Below are 18,852 nucleotides of genomic sequence, written 5' to 3'. Positions count from 1 at the left end.
ATTTCCATCAGCCCTGCGGGCTTGAACTGCATTTGAAACAACTTTGAAATAGCAGTTGTCCGAGATGGCTGTACGTTGTCCGGGAGACGGGAAACGGGAATCGGGGAGGTGTGCCGCACAATTCGTAAAGCGGCACGAAGTATATATTTCCATCAGCCCTGCGGGCTTGAACTGAAGGTGTGCTGACTTTGAAATAACAGCTTTCCGAGATGACTGTACGTTGTCCGGGAGACGGGAAACGGGAATCGGGGAGGTGTGCCGCACAATTCGTAAAGCGGAACAGAGTATATATTCCCGCCCACCCGCCCTTTATCGGCCCTGCGGGCGGCTGCTTATATACATTACCGTCTATACGATCGATATTTTTCTTTGCAGGGTGTTTTATTTCCTTTAAAATAGAGTAAGGGAGGAATGTACTATGAATGATATTTATTCGTATAAAGATCTTGTGGTATATCAGCGGTCCAGGGAATTAACACGGCTTGTATATGCAGTCATTCGGCAGCTCCCGCCTTCGGAAAGTAAAAACCTGTATGACCAGCTGAGCAGGGCGGTCATTTCTGTATCATCTAATATAGCGGAAGGAAATGCAAGAATCGGGACGCAGGATTATATACATTATCTTGGTATGGCCAGGGCGTCAAATGCGGAAGTACAGGCACAGCTTCAGGCCTGTCTCGATATAGGGTATTGCAGAGAGGAAGATATAGAAGCTGCCATGGCTATGAGCGCCCGGGTCGCACAGATGCTGAACAAATTGATTAACAGCCTGAGACGGAAGATGATTATAGATAAGGCAAATAAAAATTACGAGAATTGGGATAAGTAATAGGAAGTCCTTATCGGTCCCGGTTATTCTAAAGTCCCCGGATAGTTGAAAAATCAAAGCCGTTACATACCATCTCGGCCCGAAGGGACTGAAGAAGGGTGGGCGGGTGGGTATATAAAAATGCGCCGCTTCACAAATTTGATGCGGCGCACCACCCCGAGTCCCGCATCCCGAGTCCCGGACAATGCAAGGTCATTGAAAATAACTGATTATTCAAAGTTGATCGATTTACAGTTAAAATAGTTATCCTTATTTCTCCAGTTCTTTCACACAATTGAGTGCCGCATTAATGACCTGGTCCATATCGTAGTACTTGTATTCTCCAAGCCGGCCGCCGAAGGTGACTTTTTTCTCGCGGTCTGCCATTTTCTTATAGGCGAGGTACAGTTTTCCATTCTTCTCATCGTTTACGGGGTAGTAGGGTTCGTCGCCCACTTCCCATTCGGAGGAGTATTCTCTGGAAATAACGGTCTTCGGCAGGTCCCTGCCATCTGCATCTTTGCCGAATTCGAACCATTTGTGTTCGATGATGCGTGTCCAGGGGGTCTCACGGTCGGTGTAGTTCACAGCTGCATTGCCCTGGAAGTTCGGCTTGTCCAGTACTTCCGTCTCGAAGCGGACGCTTCTGTACTGGAGGGGGCCAAGGGCATAGCGGAAGTAGGCGTCGATGGGTCCGGTATAAATGACGTGGTCTGCTTTTGCGTCCAGTTCTTCTTTATTTCCCAGGTAGTCATAGTGGAGATGGACGTCGATGCCTTTGAGCATCCTTGCCACCATTTTCGTATAGCCGCCTACCGGAATGCCCTGGTAAAGGGCGTTGAAATAGTTGTTGTCAAAGGTGAGGCGCACAGGGAGTCTCTTGATAATAAATGCAGGAAGCTCGGTGCAGGGGCGGCCCCACTGTTTTCCGGTATAGCCTTTGATGAGTTTTTCGTAAATGTCGGTACCTACGAGGGAAATGGCCTGTTCTTCCAGGTTTTTCGGCTCCGTAATGCCGGCTGCTTTTCTCTGTTCTTCAATCTTTGCAGCCGCTTCTTCCGGAGTGACTACGCCCCACATTTTGTTGAATGTGTACATATTGAAGGGGAGGGAGTAGAGTTCTCCATGGTAATTGGCCACGGGGGAATTGGTGAAACGGTTGAAGGTGGCAAAGCGCTGCACGTATTTCCATACGTTGGTAAGGTTGGTGTGGAAAATATGGGCACCGTACTTGTGCACCTGGATGCCTTCAATGGCTTCTGTATATATATTTCCTCCGATGTGGGGGCGTTTGTCTACAACGAGGCATTTCTTTCCGGCATCGGTCAGCTCTCTGGCACAAACGGAACCAAAAAGACCGGCACCGACAATGAGGTAATCGTATTTCATAATGAATCTCCTTTTACTCACAATAAACCATTATCATCATAGCATAAAAAGGATGAGCAGGGAATTAGAAATACGAATTGCAGATAAATTTACGCTTGCCGGAGGGGACTCGCGTGGAAGCTCCGATTTCCGAACGCCCACACTGGGGCCCATGGAAGTTACCTGTTCCGAGTCAGGCATCAGCCTTCGGCAGGTCGTATCATAGGCCTGACTGTATAAAAATTTATGTCGATGCAGCTTAGTATAACAACGCCGCATCGTGATTATCGTGGCTGACGTGGCTATCGTGAATGTGCGGCGCAAAAAATTATAAAGCGCCGCGAGTATTTATTTTGCATGGGAGTTCCGGACAGGGGCGCATGGAAGTTCCGAGTTCCGAGTCAAACATCAGCCTGTGGCAGATTCCATCAGCCCGCCCACCCACGGTCAGGCTTGCGGCCGGGGATGGTTCGGCAGTCAGCCATTTTTCGACTTGCAGGTGTAGAACAACCACTCAGCCTCTGCATGACTCTCACTGCGATTTGCGCGTCGTTCGGCTGTGCCCCATTCCTTCAAATCGCGTTCGAGAGCAAAGCTTGAGGAGATGGTGACCGATAGCATACCGCGAGTTTGAGATAATTGATATATTTTTGATTGTGCCGCTTCATAAATTTGATGCGGCAACCCGAGTCCCGTTTCCTGACTCCCAGACAATGCAAAGTTTCGAAGACAGCTGAGATTTCAAAGCTTTTGAAAAATTAAGTCCATATTCTCAAGTCTGATGAAAGATTGGGAATTTTTATGTTTCTTTAAAGTTACGGGTCAATTATATTATAGAAGCGTTTTGTGCTTTTATTCTCATCCGAAAAATGTGGAAACCATATATTAAACGCACGCGTGCGTTTCTATTGCTTCAAATAAACGCACGCGTGTGTTAATATATCTATAAAGAGGTGATTTTCATGGCAAATATCAATTTCAAGGAGTCATTAACAGTTGAATTCAAGAGTGATAAGAAGAAGTATCCCGATAGTGAGATAATTGAGGCTGTCGTTGCTTTTGCTAATACTGAGGGTGGCGAGTTCTATCTCGGGGTAGAGGATGATGGGGAAGTTACGGGTCTGCATAAAGATCACCGGGATATTGACCGGGTAAATGCTTTTATAGCTAATAAGACGATTCCACCGGTATCAGTACGTTCTGAGATTCTTCTCTTTGATGGAATTCCTGTATTGAAAATCACTGTTCCAAGACATAAGAATATTGTGGCCACTTCTTCCGGCAAGCTGGTCAGAAGGAGAATCAAGGTTGACGGAATGCCGGAGAATGTTCCTATGTATCCTTATGAGATTGTTTCCCGCTTATCGGATCTTTCTTTACTGGATTATTCTGCCCAGCCTGTAGCCGGGAGCAATGTTCAGGATTTTGATCCGCTGGAAAGGGAACGGCTGAGAAATATTATCCGGATTTACCACGGAGAGACGATGCTGCTTGGATTGGAGGACAGGGAATTGGATCAGGCGCTTCGTCTAACGACGATGGTTGATGGGAAAATCTGTCCTACTTTGACAGGGCTTCTCATATTGGGTAGAAAGGACAGGCTTCAGGAACTGGTCCCAACTGCAGAGTCTGCTATTCAGGTGATGGATGGAACAAATTTGAAGGTCAATGAGTCTTTTACGCTTCCTCTTTTAGCTGCCTTTGAAAAAATTACTGATTATTTCAATGCATGGAACAGGGAGGAGGAAATGGAAGATGGGCTTTTTCGCATTCCTATCCCGAATTATGATAAAAGGGCTTTCCGCGAGGCTCTGGTCAATGCTTTCAGCCACAGGGATTATTCCATGCTTGGCCGGGTGCGGGTGCTTATCAATAATGAGGGGCTGACGATCAGTAATCCGGGTGGTTTCATAGAGGGAATCAATTATAAAAACCTGATTGATGCGGAGCCTCATGGACGTAACCCGGTCCTTGCAGACTGCTTGAAGCGAATAGGGCTTACAGAACGCTCGGGACGTGGGATTGACAGAATTTATGAAGGAACCCTCCGTTATGGGAAGGGGGTCCCGGATTACAGTCAGTCAAGTGATCAGATGGTGAGACTTTTTATTCCTAATTCACTTCCTGATAAATCATTTATTTCTATGCTTACGGAGGAGGAGAAAAAACATCATCACGATTTTTCTGTTTATGCTTTATTAGTTCTCAATTATCTCAAAAAGCAGCACAGGGTGCAGTTTGAGGATTTAAAGGGTGATTTTTCCATAGAAGAAAGCCGGCTTAGAGTGATTTTGGAAAGTCTGGTAGAGTATGGCATTGCGGAAGCTATTGGAAATGGGAAAAACAGGTCTTATATTTTAAGCGCAAATGTTTATAAGGCTCGTGGTGCATTACCCGGTTATGTCCGTCAGGTTGGTATTAATCGTATCCGCTATCCGGAAATGATATTAAAATTTCTTGCTGAAAAGGGAAAAATATCTCGACAGGATGTGGCAGAACTGCTTCATGTGACTCCTTCTGCGGCTTATCGTTTGCTTCAAACTTTAAAGAATGAAGGGAAAATCCGGTTAGAGGGAAAAGGCCGATCTGCAAAATATGTAAAGGCGGTTAAATAAGGGTGTATCACCTAAGGCCTCGAATCCCGGACAATGCAAAGGAATTGAAAAAACCGATACATCAAAGCTGTTGAAAATTCGGTTTGAAATTATAGACGCTGGCGCCTCGAAGGGTTTTGACTCGTTCGTCCTGCCACGGCTGCGCGGAGCCCCCTGTCGAGGAGGGTCTGATGCCGGTCATGGCCTGCATGTGAGTCAGTATGTTTTTGGCCCGCAAGGCCTGATCGTATCATAGGCCTGACTATATAAAAATTTATGTCGATGCGATGAGTGGGATTATGCTGCAACGAATGGTATGAAATCCGGCCGGGCAGTTGATACTTGCGGCCCGCAGGGCCTGATGCAGGGTGGGTGGGGATATAAAACTGCGCCGCTTCACAAATATTTTGCGGTGCACCGCACCCAATCCCTAACCCCTCTCCTCAATTCCTATATTAACGTACGTAACTACGTACGTTATACTGAGACAAAGAGGTGATTGCTATGACCGCTATCAGTGTAACAAAGGCAAGGCAGAACATTTACCAGCTGCTCAATGAGGTGAATGAAAATTCAGAACCGGTGACGATTACGAATACGAAGGGAAAGAACGGGGTACTGGTTTCTGAGGATGACTGGAAGGCCATTCAGGAGACTCTGTACCTGGCCAGTGTACCGGGAATGGTGGAATCTATCCGCGAGGGAGGGGAAACGTCCATCGGGGATTGTGTTCCGGAGGAAGAGGTAGACTGGTAATGTTTCATATCGTTTGTACGAAACAGGCTGTTAAGGATATTTCCCATCTGAAGGCCGCTCATCTGGATGAAAAGGCAAAGAGGCTGATACAAATCCTGAGGGAGGATCCATTTCTTAACCATCCTCTTCATAAGGTGTTGGTGGGGATTTTTCAGGGTTATTTTTCAAGACACATCAATCTGCAGCACCGGCTGGTGTACCAGGTCTTCCGGGAGCCCTGCGAATATAAGGGCACCCGGTATGAAGGCACTGTAAAAATCATACGGATGTGGACACACTATGAATAATCCACGGTCCAAAGAGACTGTGGATTTTTTATTGGAATCAATGGTCCATCGGTCGGTCAGGCTTCCCCCCGGGGGACGGCATTTTTTGATGGAGTCTTTTGGCACATGTACTTTTTGGCAGTCAGCCTCATATGTGCCTTGAAACGGTAGAACAACCCCTCAGTCTCGATGCGTTCGGCAGCTCCCCAAGCCTTGGGAGCCTGAAACGATAGCATGCTGTACTTTTATCTCAATTGGCATGAAGTGGATATTGTATATAAAAAATGCGCCGCTTTACAACTTTTTCGCGGCGCACCTTCCCGGATTCCGATTTCCGGAATATCGTAATCTTCAGCATGCGTTCAGGGGTACAGGTAAAATCGATAATCCACTGGTGGATGAATGGCACGAAGGGCCTGATGGGGAACTGGGAACTGGGAACTTATATGCAAGCCAATTACAGTTTCAATACTCCTAAAATTTCCCCAGGTTTATCTACAATCTCATCGGCCCCCGCTTTTTCGAGTTCTTCTCTTGTGCCGTAGCCGTAGGTGACTCCGAGGGAGGCGATGCCTGTTTCTTTAGCTCCTTCGATGTCAAAGTGGGTGTCTCCGATCATGACTGATTCTTTGCGGAGGGTTTCTTTGGAATAGCCTTTCTGTTCCAGGAGGGAGAAGACTTTGAGAATGGTCCTGGCTTTCTGGCTGTGACCGTCGGGGGCTTTGAGTTCGTCTTCGGGATTGGAACCGCAGATGATGGTGAAATAGCCGGTGAAGCCGAACATGTCTATGATTTTCTTCACGAAGGGTTCCGGTTTGCTGGAGGCAACGGCTAGGATATATCCTTTTTCGTTTGCCTTTTTGAGGATTTCTCCGATGCCTTCATAGGTGCTGCAGAGGAGGAGTCCTCCTTTATTTTCGTACATGTCCCGGAAATGGGTGACTGCTGTGGCGATATCTTTTTCGGACAGGTGGTAGAGTTCTCTCAGCCGTACGTTCAGCGGCGGGCCGATGAAGGTCTTTAGGACTTTTTCATCCGTTTCATGGATGCCTACAAAAGTCAGTCCGTAGGCCATGGATTTCATGATGCCCGGTGCGGATTCGGAGATTGTGCCGTCCAGGTCGAAGAGGAGGAATTTTTTCATTGGTATACCTTTCTTGGAAATATGTCATGCCCCGTCGACAGGTGTGCTGAAGGGGAGAAGGCCCTGGAGGGGCAGAGGTTAGCGAAAAGGGGAAAAGCGTCAGCCGCTTTCAGCGGCGGATGGGTCAGGCTCCCCCTGGGGGGAGCTGGCGCCGCAGGCGACTGAGGGGGGAGGGCAGCTTTTGCATGATTGATGAACAGGGAGATGGAAATATAGCAGTATGATTTTCCTGCTTGTGCATTTTGCCGCTCCTGCCGTGGGAGGTTTCAGCTTGTTCGTCCCCTCACCGGCTGCGCCGGAGCTCCCCTTTCGAGGGGAGCCTGACGCCGGACAGGGCCTGCGTTTGAGTCAATTGGCAAAAATCATTGTCTATGAATTTTATTATACCAAATGGGCACAAAAAAATGCGGTCCCGAGGGGCCGCATTTTAAATTACAGTTGTTGAAAAAGAATGGAGAGAAATCATCGAACAACGAATAACGAACAACGAGTACTTTATCTCACTCCCTGCAGTATTTCCTTGATATACACATTCTTCTCTTTCTTCTCTTCCACATTATCGAGGAGGATATCCACGTATCTGTCGAGGGTATCGGGATCGGTATAGGCGGAGATGAAGGAGTCTTTTTTGTTGGAGACGAGGATGATCGGAAATTCTACGGCTGAGAAGAGCTGCATGGCTTTGAGTTCCAGGTCTCTCTGGTCGGTGTAGCCGGTCATTTCAGCTATATTGTGGATGACTTTTTCCCAGCACTGGCTGTGGAGGAGGGAGAGGTAGATGAAGTAGGTGTCTTTGGCTTCTTCGCTGGAGGGGTTGGAGATGCTCCGGAAGAGGGAGGGGTGCTGGCGGGCGAGGGCGAAGTAGGCGAGCATGTATTTCTTCATTCTCTCTTTGGGCCCGAATCTGGTATCGTCCAGGTAGGCGACGATATTTTCCAGGTTACCCATCATGTATTCCAGGGCGCAGCCGATGAGTTCTTCTTTGGAACCGAAGTAGTAGCGGATGGAGGCGATGTTTACGCCTGCTTCTTTGGCGATGGCCCGGACGGTGGCTTTTTTGAAGCCCTGCTGCTGCAGGATGTGCACCGTGGTTTCGATCATTTTCTCACGGACTCTTTCGCCTTTGTCGGTGAGTTTCTTCGTCATAATGTGGTTCCCTTTCTGATGGTCATGGTATTTCTTTCAACAAACGGGATTTCCCGGGCTGCTTTTTCCTGTTCATTGAGCGCGTTCATCATGAGTTTGAGGCGGTTGGCCTGGTTCACTTCGCTGGCAGAGGCATCGCAGTCGAGGGCGAGGAATACGGCTTCAGGGTATGCGCCGTGGAGTTTGTGGATCATACCTTCGCCGGTGATATGGTTCGGCAGGCATGCGAAGGGCTGGAGGCATACGACGCCCCGGCATTCGTGGTAGAGGAGGTCGATCATATCGGCGGTGAGGAACCAGCCTTCACCGGCCCTGTTGCCCAGGGACAGGTACTGGGAGGCCCGTTTGGCGAGTTTGGAAATAGGGGTGATTTCGTGGAATCTCTTCGATCCTTTGAGGGCTTTTTCCAGGGGTCTTCTGTACCATTCGATGATGTAGCGGTTGAAGGAGTCTTTCAGGTCCTGTTTGAAGGAGCCGTCCATATATTTGCGCTGGAAGTGGCTGTCCAGGGAGCCGTAGAGGAAGAAGTCCAGCATGCCGCTCGTTTCTGCTTCTCCGCCGTTGGCTTCGATCGCATGGACGATATCATTGGAGGCGATGGGGCTGAATTTGACGTAGATTTCGCCGACGATGCCGATGCGCGGTCGCCGTTTTACGTCGGTCAGGGGCAGTCGTTCGAAGTCTTTGATGATATTGGAAATATTTTTCTTGTACTGGTGGTAGGATTCGCCTTTGAGGATGGATTCTGCCGCTTTTTTCTGCCAGGAGCGGTAGAGGGTCTCTGCGCTGCCCGGTTCTTTTTCGTAGGGGCGGGTGCGGTAGAGGCACATCTGGAGGGCATCTCCGTAGACCACGGCCTGTACGAGGCGGATGCCCAGGCCTGCGGTGAATTTGAAGCCCGGCTGGGGTTCAAAGCCCTGGGTGTTCAGGGAAATAACCGGAATCTGGGAGAGTCCTTCTTCGTCAAGGGCTTTGTGGATGAATCCGATGTAGTTGGAGGCACGGCACATACCGCCGGTCTGGCTCATCATGAGAGCTGTCTTGTTCAAATCGTACATGCCCGATTTCAGGGCTCTTAAAAGGGAGCCGATGGTGATGATTGCCGGGTAGCAGGCATCGTTGTTCACGCAGGAGAGGCCTTCGTCGATATCTGCATGAATCGGCGGAAGCATCTTCACATTGTACCCGCAGCTTCTGGCTGCCGCTTCGATGAGTGGGAAGTGGATGGGGGACATTTCAGGAACGAGGATGGTATAGTCTTTCTTCATTTCCTCGGTGAAAGCGGATTTCGGATAGAGAATCGGGGCAGCCGCCGTACTTTCTTCCACTCTTTCTTTGATAGCGGATTTGAGGGAACGGAGGCGGATCTTTACTGCGCCCAGGTTCAAACTCTGGTCAATCTTCAGGCAGGTGTAGAGGCGGCCGCGCTTGGCCATGATTTCCTGTACCTGATCGGTAACGACTGCATCGAGGCCGCAGCCGAAGGAGTTGAGTTCGACGAGTTCCAGATTGGCATGACGGGTGACGAAGTCTGCCGCTTTGTAGAGGCGGCTGTGCCAGGTCCACTGGTTCATGACCCGGAGGTTCGGGAATTCTCCGCCCACCATGGATACTCCGTCTTCGGAAAGGACGGCCATACCCAGCTGGTTGATGAGGTCCGGTATGGAGTGGTTGACTGTGGGATCTACGTGGTAGGGCCTGCCTGCCAGGACGATGCCGATGATGTGTTTCTCATCGATTTCTTTCAGAATCCGTTTTGTTTCCAGATAGAGTTCCTGCTTGTATTCTTTTTCGGCCAGCCGTCCTTCGCGGACAGCCGCTTCGATTTCACTTCCGGAAATGCCCAGGGGTTTGAAGAATTTCTGGAGTCTTCCGATGACTTTATCGGAGTGAAGGGGAAGGAATGGATGGTAGAGGGTGGCTTTATATTTGGAAAGGACTTCGTCCATATTGGCCTGGATATTTTCCGGATAGGAGGCAACCATGGGGCAGTTGTAGCTGTTGGTGGAGCCTTCGTCCGGTCCTTTATCGATGCAGGGATACCAGATGAAGTCCGGGTGCCGTTTGGCCAGGTCATAAATATGGGCGTGAGCCAGTTTGGCCGGGAAGCATTCGGAGTAGGATGGAATGGTTTCCATGGCTTCCGTAGGAATGTCCCGGAGCTGTTCGCTGGAGAGAAGGACCCGGTAGCCCAGTTTCGTGAAGAAAGCATGCCAGAAGGGGTAGTCTTCGTACATGTTCATGGTCCGGGGAATGCCCACGGTGCCTCTTCTTGCCTGTTTCGGCGTGAGGGGGCGGCGGTGGAAAATCTTGTCGTATTTCCAGCGGTAAATATTGGGCAGGGAAGAGTGGGGAGCGGTCTTTCCGGTGAGCATGATGGCAGCCCCTCTTTCGCAGCGGTTGCCGGAAACGAAGGCACGTCCGTCGTTGAAGCGGGTGATGGTGATCATGCAGTGGTTGCCGCAGCCGGGGCAGCGTTTCATTTCATTGGTATAGGAAAGGGCAGCCAGTTCTTCCGGGGTGACCAGGGAAGATTTGTGGCCTTCGGGGCAGGCGTCTTTCGTGATGAGGGCAATGCCGTAGGCGCCCATGAGTCCTGCCACGTCGGGACGGATCACATGGCAGTCCAGGAGTTTTTCAAGAGCCCGGAGGACTGCATCGTTGTAGAAGGTACCGCCCTGGACGACTACTTTATTTCCAAGGTCCGAAGCTTTGCGCAGACGGATGACTTTGTAAAGAGCGTTTTTAATGACGGAATAGGAAAGGCCGGCGGAAATATCGGCCACAGAGACTCCGTTTTTCTGGGCTTCACGGACGCGGGAGTTCATGAAGACCGTGCAGCGGGAGCCAAGGTCTACGGGGTGGGGCGCTTTCAGGGCAATTTTCGAGAAAGTCTCGATGTCCATGCCCAGGGACTGGGCGAACGTATCGAGGAAGGAGCCGCAGCCGGAGGAGCAGGCTTCGTTCAGGAGGATTTCATCCACTGCCCCGTCTTTGATGCGGCAGCATTTCATATCCTGACCGCCGATATCGAGGATGGTGGTCACGTCCGGCAGGAAATGGCGGGCTCCTCTATAGTGGGCCATGGTTTCTACTTCGCCGATATCGGTCTGGAGGGCCCGTTTGATCAGTTCTTCGCCGTAACCGGTGACACCGGCGCCTGCGATGGTCACGCCCTGCGGCAGTTTCGCATAGAGGTCGGAAAGGATCTTCTTCGCTCCTGCCAGCGGAGTGCCTTTATTGCCGGAATAGTATTCATAAAGGATATTTCCATCTTTATCGAGGAGTACTGCTTTAATGGTGGTGGAACCGGCATCGATGCCGAGCCATACGGAGCCTTCCGCTTTGGAAATATCGGATCTGGGCGCATGGAAACGGCTGTGGCGGTCGATGAATTCTCTGTATTCTTCATCATTGGCAAAGAGGGGGTCCAAAGTCTTGGAAATGCCCAGATCCACGTCTTTTTCCTGTTCCACTTTGGAAATCCAGCTGTCCAGGTCAAAAGGTTTATCGTGGCAGGCGGAAACGGCCGCACCGATGGCTACGTACAGTTCGCCATGGTCCGGGACGATCATATCTTCATCGGCAATATCCAGGGTTTTCTGGAAACGTTCGCGCAGCACCGGCTGGAAAGTGAGGGGGCCTCCGAGGAAAGCCACTTTGCCGTGCACCGGACGGCCGCAGGTGAGGCCGGAAATGGTCTGGTTTACGACGGACTGGAAAACGGAAAGGGCGATATCTTCATGGGATACGCCTTCGTTTAAAAGGGCCTGGATATCGGTCTTTGCGAATACGCCGCAGCGGGAAGCAATGGGATAAATCTGCTTCGCTTTGGCGGCCAGCTGACCGAGACCTGGAGCATCGACGGAGAGGAGGGAAGCCATGCGGTCGATAAAAGCACCGGTACCGCCGGCACAGGCGCCGTTCATTCTCTGGTCTACGCCATTCCGGAGGTAGGTGATCTTTTCATCTTCCCCGCCCAGTTCGATGATGACATCCGTATCGGGATGGAAAGTCTGGACAGCCTTCGTTTCCGCCAGGATTTCCTGGGTAAATGGCAGGTCCATGAGTTTCGCAAGACCCATACCGCCGGAACCGGAAATGGACGCCGTAATGCGGTATCCGGAAAATTTTTCCTGTAATTCTTTCAGGAGGCTCATGGTAGCGCTCCTGATATCTGACATATGACGCTGATACCGGCCAAAAAGAAGCTTCAGGTAAGGCGAAAGGGCGGCTACCTTCACCGTGGTAGAACCGACGTCGATGCCTACATGAATGACTGGTTTCATTGAAATACCCTCCCGAAACAGAGAAATAAACCCGCATAATAAGTACAGTATAAGGCCTGTGCCCCATACAGATTAAAAACTGTTGTTTATAATCGAATGATTAATTTGTTCGATTATATTTTAGCACCGAGGTCAATAGAATACAATGAGAAGTTTAAACAGAGTTTGAAAAAATGGGCGATAAATTTTAAAAAATGTTGGAAATAATAATCCCGGGACGGGCTTTCTGTTTGAAACAGGAAACAAGAGCCATCCTGTCCTCTGCCGGGGAAAGTACAGGGGCATCAGTCCGGTCCCTTCGGGCGGTGGAATTCGGATACAGGCGGGTCTTTATATGTATATATAATATAAATAAAAAGCAGGTCCCTTTTACGGGTACCTGCCTGTGGCTGCTGAAGGGTGATGGCTTTTCACTAACCACTACATGTAGTGCTTAATGCTTAGTTTTTAGTGCGTAGTGGGTTCGACAGGGCTTACGCTAACTGCTAAAAACTAAAAACTAAAACCTCATATCTGTTTCAATATCTCCATCACTTCTTCCAGTTCCTCGCAGAAGTGGATGCAGGAGAGGTCTTCTTTGTCCACGAATCCGGCGGAGAGCCAGTTTTCAAAGAGGACTTTGAGGGGATCGTAGATATGATCCAGATTGATGAGGAGAATGGGAGGGCGCTTTCCATTTCCATAGATGCGGTAGTGGGAAAGGGTATCGGAGAATTCTTCCAGGGTTCCGATGCCTCCGGGGAGGATGATGAATGCATCTCCTGCGTCCATGAGTTTCTGTTTCCTTTCCATCATGTCCGGCACTTCGATGAGCTCGGTAATGCCCCGGTGGGCCTGCTCTTTCGCAATGAAGATTTCCGGGATAATGCCGGTGACTTTTCCTCCGGCGGCCATGCAGGCATCGGCGGTAATGCCCATGAGGCCCACGGTGCCTCCACCGTAAATCATGTGGAAGCCGTTCTTTCCCAGGGCCTCGCCCAGGCGCCCCGCAAAGGAGGCGTATTCGGTATTATTTCCAAAGCGGGAGCCGCAGTAGATGGTGACGTTTTTCATAGACTGTCCTTTCTTTAGGGAACTGTAAGTGGTTTGGCTTTATAAAATCGGATTGGGGATGGCGGATTGGGGATTGCGGGAAGGTGGCGGGCGACAGTATATGGGCCCGCCTTTTATTTTGAATAAATTATATAAAAGGGAAACTGCAGGTGAAATGACTTTTGAATCGGGAATTATCGGGAATAGTTTCGGGGTTGTCGGGATTGTCGGGAAGGTAGCGGGCGACAGTATATGGGCCCGCCTTTTATTTTAAATAAATTATATAAAAGGGAACCGCAGGTAAAGTGACTTTTGAATCGGGATGATCGGGGTGGTCGGGAAGGTGGCGGCCCTTCGGGCGCAATATTAATTGGGAATTATGACAAATCCGGCCGGGCAGCGCGGGTATAAAATCAGCTTCATTTCACCCTGACCGGAAGAGCACGGGGCTATGATGATTATCTGCGTCATCCGGCATGCATGATTGTGCGGTTCGTCCCCTCACCGCTTCGCGGAGCTCCCCTTTCGAGGGGAGCCCGTCCGGGGCTGGATTGGGACACACTGAAATCACGAAGAACGAACAACGAAGAACGATTCAACTCGTATGACTCTAATCAAAAGAATCCCGATTGCGCCTCAAATTATATAAGATTGGTTCACGAAGCGAACCATATCCTCTTCCGAAGAACGAAGAACGAACAACGAAGAACGATTCAGCTCATTTGACTCTAATCAAAAGAATTCCAATTGCGCCTCAAATACTATATGATTGGTTTGCGCAGCAAACCATATCCTTCCCGACAGCCCCGATTGCCCCGATAATCCCGATACCCCGAAACAAAAGTTATCGAAGAATAAAGTTCGCCCTGTTTCATACAGTATTTCTACCAATATTTTACATTCCCATGATACCATATTTCCTATATAATAATGATAGCGGACCAACTGAGAAAGAAAAATTTCCTCGAGAAAATGTGGAATGATACACACGGATACGTTGTAAAAAAGTTCTGCATAAAATCGAAGAAAAAAGGTTGTAAAAATGTTTGACATTGGTGACATGTAATGGTATAATTCCAATGTTGCGTGGATTACGTGTAATGGTACGCAGGAGGACTCATGACGCTGGAAGAGTTAAAGTCAGGAAATTTTGTAGTAGGCATGAAGGAAACGGAGCGGGCTCTTGAAAAGCAGGAAGCCGCTTTGGTGTTCATCGCATCCGATTGTGATGAGCGCATATCTCTGCCTCTTATGGAAGCCTGCAGCGCGAATGGGATTCCTGTGGAACGGCAGTACACGAAGAAGGAAATCGGCCGTGCCTGCGGAATCAAGGTGAAGGCCGCATCCGCTGCGCTTCTCAAATCCCGGTAATATCTTTCGAAGCTTTATTTCTTAAAGCTTTGGAGGATCAATTATAAATTTAATCTTATGGAAAGGAGGTGCCCATTTTGCCGACAATCAATCAGCTGGTTCGTAAAGGACGCCAGACTCTGGCAACCAAAGCGAAGACCCCGGCTCTGAAACAGTCTCCACAGAAACGTGGTGTCTGCACGAGAGTTTACACCGCTACCCCGAAGAAGCCGAACTCTGCTCTCCGTAAAGTAGCCCGTGTACGCCTGACCAACGGAATCGAAGTTTCTGCTTACATTCCGGGTGAAGGCCACAACCTGCAGGAACACTCCGTAGTCCTCATCAGAGGCGGCCGTGTTAAGGATCTTCCAGGTGTCCGTTACCACATTATCCGCGGCGCACTTGATACCGTAGGTGTATCCGGTCGTCAGCAGGGCCGTTCCAAATACGGCGCTAAACGCGAAAAGAAATAAAATAATATTTCTAAAATAATGTGATTAACAGACTACTATATAAGGAGGAAACTAACAATGCCGAGAAAAGGTGCTGTTACGAGACGTGACGTACTGCCGGATCCAGTGTATGGAAATAAGACAGTTACCCGTTTCATCAACAGAGTTATGCTGGACGGCAAGAAGGGTGTCGCAGAATCTATCGTTTACGGCGCATTCGATATCTGCCACAGCAAGCTGAATAAAGATCCGATCGAAATTTTCGAACAGGCTCTCAATAATGTTATGCCGGTTCTGGAAGTCCGCGCACGCCGTGTCGGCGGTGCCAACTATCAGGTGCCGGTAGAAGTCAGGGCTGAACGCCGTCTGACTCTGGGTATCCGCTGGATGGTATCCTATGCCCGCCAGCGCAGCGAACGTACCATGGAAGAACGTCTTGCAGGTGAACTGATGGACGCTTTCAACAATACGGGCGCAGCAGTAAAGAAGAAAGAAGATACTCATAAAATGGCTGAAGCCAACAAGGCTTTCGCTCACTACCGCTGGTAATTATATAAGGAGAAAAAATCGTGGGCAGAGAATTTCCGCTTGAAAAAACAAGAAACATCGGCATCATGGCTCACATCGATGCAGGTAAGACAACAACCACGGAACGTATCCTGTTTTATACCGGTGTAAACCACAAGATCGGCGAAGTTCATGATGGCGCTGCTACCATGGACTGGATGGTTCAGGAACAGGAACGCGGTATTACCATTACCTCCGCTGCAACCACCTGCCACTGGAAAGGCTATCGTGTCAACATCATCGATACCCCAGGGCACGTAGACTTCACTGTAGAAGTTGAACGTTCCCTCCGCGTACTCGACGGTTCTGTAGCTGTATTCAGTGCGAAAGATGGCGTTCAGACCCAGTCTGAAACCGTATGGAGACAGGCAGACCACTACCGTGTTCCCCGTATCGCATTCATCAACAAGATGGATACCGTAGGCGCTGATTTCGAACATGCCGTAAAGACCATCGACACCCGTCTTCATGCAAAGGCTATCGCCATGCAGCTCCCGATTGGCAAGCAGGATACCTTCAAAGGCATCATCGACCTCTTGACCATGAAGGCTGAAATCTATGAAGATGACCTTGGCAAAAATATTCATATCGAAGACATCCCGGCTGATATGCTCGATGAAGCAGAAGCAGCTCGTGATGCAATTATGGAAGTTGCCGCTGAAGGCGACGACGACCTGATGGAAAAATACCTCGAAGGTGAAGAACTCTCCATCGACGAAGTAAAAGCTTCCATCCGTAAACAGGTCCTTGACTGTGCACTGTTCCCTGTATTCTGCGGTTCCGCATACAAGAACAAGGGCATCCAGATGCTCCTCGATGCAGTTATCGACTACCTGCCTTCCCCGCTGGATGTTCCTCCGGTCAAAGGCACCAGCCTTGACGGCGAAGAAGAAGAACGCGAAGCTTCCGACTCCGCTCCGATGTCTGCCCTGGCATTCAAGATCATGGCAGATCCATTCGTAGGCAAGCTGGCATATTTCCGCGTATACTCCGGTGAAATTCATCAGGGCACCTACGTCCTCAACTCCACCAAGGACAAGAAGGAACGTGTAGGCCGTATTCTCCAGATGCATGCAAATCACCGTAAAGAAATCGATGTAGCTTACTCCGGCGATATCGCTGCAGCAGTAGGCTTCAAGGATGTAACCACCGGTGATACCCTGTGCGATCCGGACAACCCGATCATCCTTGAAAAGATGGAATTCCCGGATCCGGTTATTTCCGTAGCCGTAGAACCGAAGACCAAAGCTGACCAGGAAAAGATGGGCAATGCCCTTCAGAGACTGGCAGAAGAAGACCCGACCTTCCGCGTTGCTACCGATCCCGAAACCAACCAGACCATTATTTCCGGTATGGGCGAACTCCACCTGGATATCATCGTTGACCGCATGAGACGTGAATTCAACGTTGAATGCACTGTAGGCAAACCGCAGGTTGCTTACCGCGAAACCATTCGCAAAGAAGTCGAAGCCGAAGGCAAATTCATTCGTCAGACCGGCGGCCATGGCCAGTATGGTCACTGCTGGCTCCGTCTGGCTCCGATGGAAGCAGGCAAAGGCTTTGAATTCGCTAACGAAGTCGTTGGCGGCGTAATTCCTAAAGAATTCATCAACCCGATTCAGGCAGGCGTCGAAGCTGCTATGCAGGATGGCGTTGTAGCCGGTTATCCGATGGTTGATATCAAAGTTACCGTATATGATGGTTCTTACCATGATGTCGACTCCTCCGAAATGGCATTCAAGGTTGCAGGTTCCATGGCATTCAAGGCTGGTGCCCAGAAAGCTGATCCTGTCCTCCTCGAACCATACATGAGCGTTGAAGTCGATGTTCCGGAAGACTACATGGGCGACGTTATCGGCGGCCTGAACTCCCGCCGCGGACGTATCGAAGGTATGGAAAGCGAAAACGGCGAATCCAGAATCAAAGGTTTCGTTCCGCTTTCTGAAATGTTCGGTTATGCAACCGCTCTCCGTTCCTCCACCCAGGGCCGTGGTACCTTCACCATGACCTTCGATCATTACGAAGAAGTTCCGAAGGCTATTTCTCAGAAGATCACTGAAGAAAGACTCGGAAATAAATAAAATTTTTTAAGGAGAAAAGAAATGGCAAAAGCTCATTACGAAAGAACAAAGCCGCATGTTAACATCGGCACCATCGGTCACGTCGATCACGGCAAGACCACCCTCACCGCTGCTATCACCAAAGTTCTGTCCGAAGAAGGCAAAGCAAACTTCCTCGACTATGCTTCCATCGATAAAGCACCGGAAGAAAGAGCTCGTGGTATCACCATCAACACCGCAACCGTTGAATACGAAACCGAAACCCGTCACTATGCACACGTTGACTGCCCAGGGCACGCTGACTATGTAAAGAACATGATCACCGGCGCAGCTCAGATGGATGGCGCTATCCTCGTAGTATCCGCAGCTGACGGCCCGATGCCGCAGACCCGTGAACACATCCTCCTGGCTAAACAGGTAGGTGTACCGGCTATCGTCGTATTCCTGAACAAAGCTGACCAGGTAGATGATCCGGAACTGATCGACCTCGTAGAAATGGAAATCAGAGACCTCCTCTCCTCCTATGACTATCCGGGCGATGATATTCCGATTATCGTTGGCTCCGCTCTTGGCGCTCTGAACGGCAACGAAGCTGACAAACAGAAGATCCATGAACTCATGGCTGCAGTTGATTCCTACATCCCGACCCCGCAGCGTGAAACTGATAAACCGTTCCTGATGCCTGTCGAAGACGTATTCACCATTACCGGTCGTGGCACCGTTGCTACCGGCCGTGTAGAACGTGGTACTGTTAAAGTTGGCGATGCAGTTGAAATCGTCGGCCTCCAGGAAAAACCGACCCCGACCGTTGTTACCGGCGTTGAAATGTTCAGAAAGACCCTTGACCAGGCTCTGGCTGGCGATAACATCGGCACCCTGCTCCGCGGCATTGACCGTAAGGACATCGTAAGAGGCCAGGTTCTCGCAAAACCGGGTTCCGTACATCCGCACACCGAATTCACCGCTCAGGTATACGTACTGACCAAAGATGAAGGCGGCCGTCATACCCCGTTCTTCAAC

General features: G+C 49.8%; 14 protein-coding genes. 9 read left to right on the top strand and 5 right to left on the bottom strand.

Translation table 11 applies throughout. The features are described 5' to 3' along the window. Positions 1 to 418: 418 nt before the first annotated feature. Entirely contained in the window at positions 419 to 829 is a 411-nt protein-coding gene (locus tag QZN42_RS07880; protein WP_296956221.1) for a four helix bundle protein, read from the top strand. A 249-nt stretch (positions 830 to 1,078) separates the two neighbouring features. Here QZN42_RS07880 and glf read toward each other — a convergent pair whose 3' ends face one another. Next, positions 1,079 to 2,197 carry a UDP-galactopyranose mutase gene (glf, locus tag QZN42_RS07875; RefSeq protein ID WP_296956218.1) on the bottom strand — a complete coding sequence of 373 codons (1,119 nt, stop codon included), beginning with the start codon at positions 2,195 to 2,197 and terminating at the stop codon, positions 1,079 to 1,081. A 941-nt stretch (positions 2,198 to 3,138) separates the two neighbouring features. Here glf and QZN42_RS07870 point away from each other — a divergent pair. The 3 genes from QZN42_RS07870 (at position 3,139) to QZN42_RS07860 (ending at position 5,813) form a co-directional block, all read left to right on the top strand. Then, the gene (locus tag QZN42_RS07870; protein ID WP_296956214.1) at positions 3,139 to 4,791 is read left to right on the top strand and encodes an RNA-binding domain-containing protein; all 1,653 of its coding nucleotides are present in this window, start codon (positions 3,139 to 3,141) and stop codon (positions 4,789 to 4,791) included. A gap of 483 nt (positions 4,792 to 5,274) precedes the next feature. Next, the gene (locus QZN42_RS07865; RefSeq protein ID WP_296956210.1) at positions 5,275 to 5,526 is read left to right on the top strand and encodes a type II toxin-antitoxin system Phd/YefM family antitoxin; all 252 of its coding nucleotides are present in this window, start codon (positions 5,275 to 5,277) and stop codon (positions 5,524 to 5,526) included. Continuing rightward, on the top strand, positions 5,526 to 5,813 hold the full coding sequence (locus QZN42_RS07860) for a Txe/YoeB family addiction module toxin (protein ID WP_296956207.1): 288 nt from the start codon (positions 5,526 to 5,528) through the stop codon (positions 5,811 to 5,813). Before QZN42_RS07865 ends, QZN42_RS07860 begins: the two co-directional genes overlap by 1 nt. A 436-nt stretch (positions 5,814 to 6,249) precedes the next feature. On the opposite strand, the gene QZN42_RS07855 is transcribed toward QZN42_RS07860, so the two are convergent. The 4 genes from QZN42_RS07855 to QZN42_RS07840 all read right to left on the bottom strand — a co-directional run bounded on the left by QZN42_RS07855 (position 6,250) and on the right by QZN42_RS07840 (position 13,424). Then, entirely contained in the window at positions 6,250 to 6,936 is a 687-nt protein-coding gene (locus QZN42_RS07855) for an HAD hydrolase-like protein (protein ID WP_296956205.1), read from the bottom strand. A 495-nt stretch (positions 6,937 to 7,431) separates the two neighbouring features. Beyond that, positions 7,432 to 8,082 (bottom strand): TetR/AcrR family transcriptional regulator, encoded by a 651-nt coding sequence (locus QZN42_RS07850; RefSeq protein WP_296956202.1) that lies wholly within the window; start codon positions 8,080 to 8,082, stop codon positions 7,432 to 7,434. Then, a complete protein-coding gene (locus QZN42_RS07845; protein ID WP_296956198.1) occupies positions 8,079 to 12,371 on the bottom strand; it encodes an acyl-CoA dehydratase activase in 4,293 nt (1,430 codons plus the stop codon). Before QZN42_RS07845 ends, QZN42_RS07850 begins: the two co-directional genes overlap by 4 nt. A gap of 507 nt (positions 12,372 to 12,878) precedes the next feature. Then, a complete protein-coding gene (locus tag QZN42_RS07840; protein WP_296956196.1) occupies positions 12,879 to 13,424 on the bottom strand; it encodes a TIGR00730 family Rossman fold protein in 546 nt (181 codons plus the stop codon). A 1,098-nt stretch (positions 13,425 to 14,522) separates the two neighbouring features. Here QZN42_RS07840 and QZN42_RS07835 point away from each other — a divergent pair. The 5 genes from QZN42_RS07835 to tuf form a co-directional block, all read left to right on the top strand. Then, complete coding sequence (locus QZN42_RS07835) at positions 14,523 to 14,774, top strand: ribosomal L7Ae/L30e/S12e/Gadd45 family protein (RefSeq protein ID WP_296956193.1); 252 nt, start codon at positions 14,523 to 14,525, stop codon at positions 14,772 to 14,774. Positions 14,775 to 14,851: 77 nt separating this feature from the next. Further along, positions 14,852 to 15,226: a 30S ribosomal protein S12 gene (rpsL, locus tag QZN42_RS07830; protein WP_008860286.1), complete on the top strand. Its 375-nt coding sequence runs from the start codon at positions 14,852 to 14,854 to the stop codon at positions 15,224 to 15,226. 57 nt (positions 15,227 to 15,283) lie between these two features. Next, positions 15,284 to 15,754 carry a 30S ribosomal protein S7 gene (rpsG, locus tag QZN42_RS07825; protein ID WP_296956189.1) on the top strand — a complete coding sequence of 157 codons (471 nt, stop codon included), beginning with the start codon at positions 15,284 to 15,286 and terminating at the stop codon, positions 15,752 to 15,754. A gap of 20 nt (positions 15,755 to 15,774) precedes the next feature. Next, positions 15,775 to 17,853, top strand: coding sequence for an elongation factor G (gene fusA / locus QZN42_RS07820; RefSeq protein ID WP_296956186.1), 2,079 nt, complete (start codon positions 15,775 to 15,777; stop codon positions 17,851 to 17,853). Between the two features lie 21 nt (positions 17,854 to 17,874). Then, positions 17,875 to 18,852: elongation factor Tu (gene tuf, locus QZN42_RS07815; protein WP_296956183.1), on the top strand; the 978-nt coding region annotated here is incomplete at its 3' end.

It is taken from the genome of uncultured Dialister sp. (genome assembly GCA_900314595.1).
GTDB lineage: Bacteria > Bacillota > Negativicutes > Veillonellales > Dialisteraceae > Dialister.
This window is presented reverse-complemented; position numbering and strand designations above follow the sequence as displayed.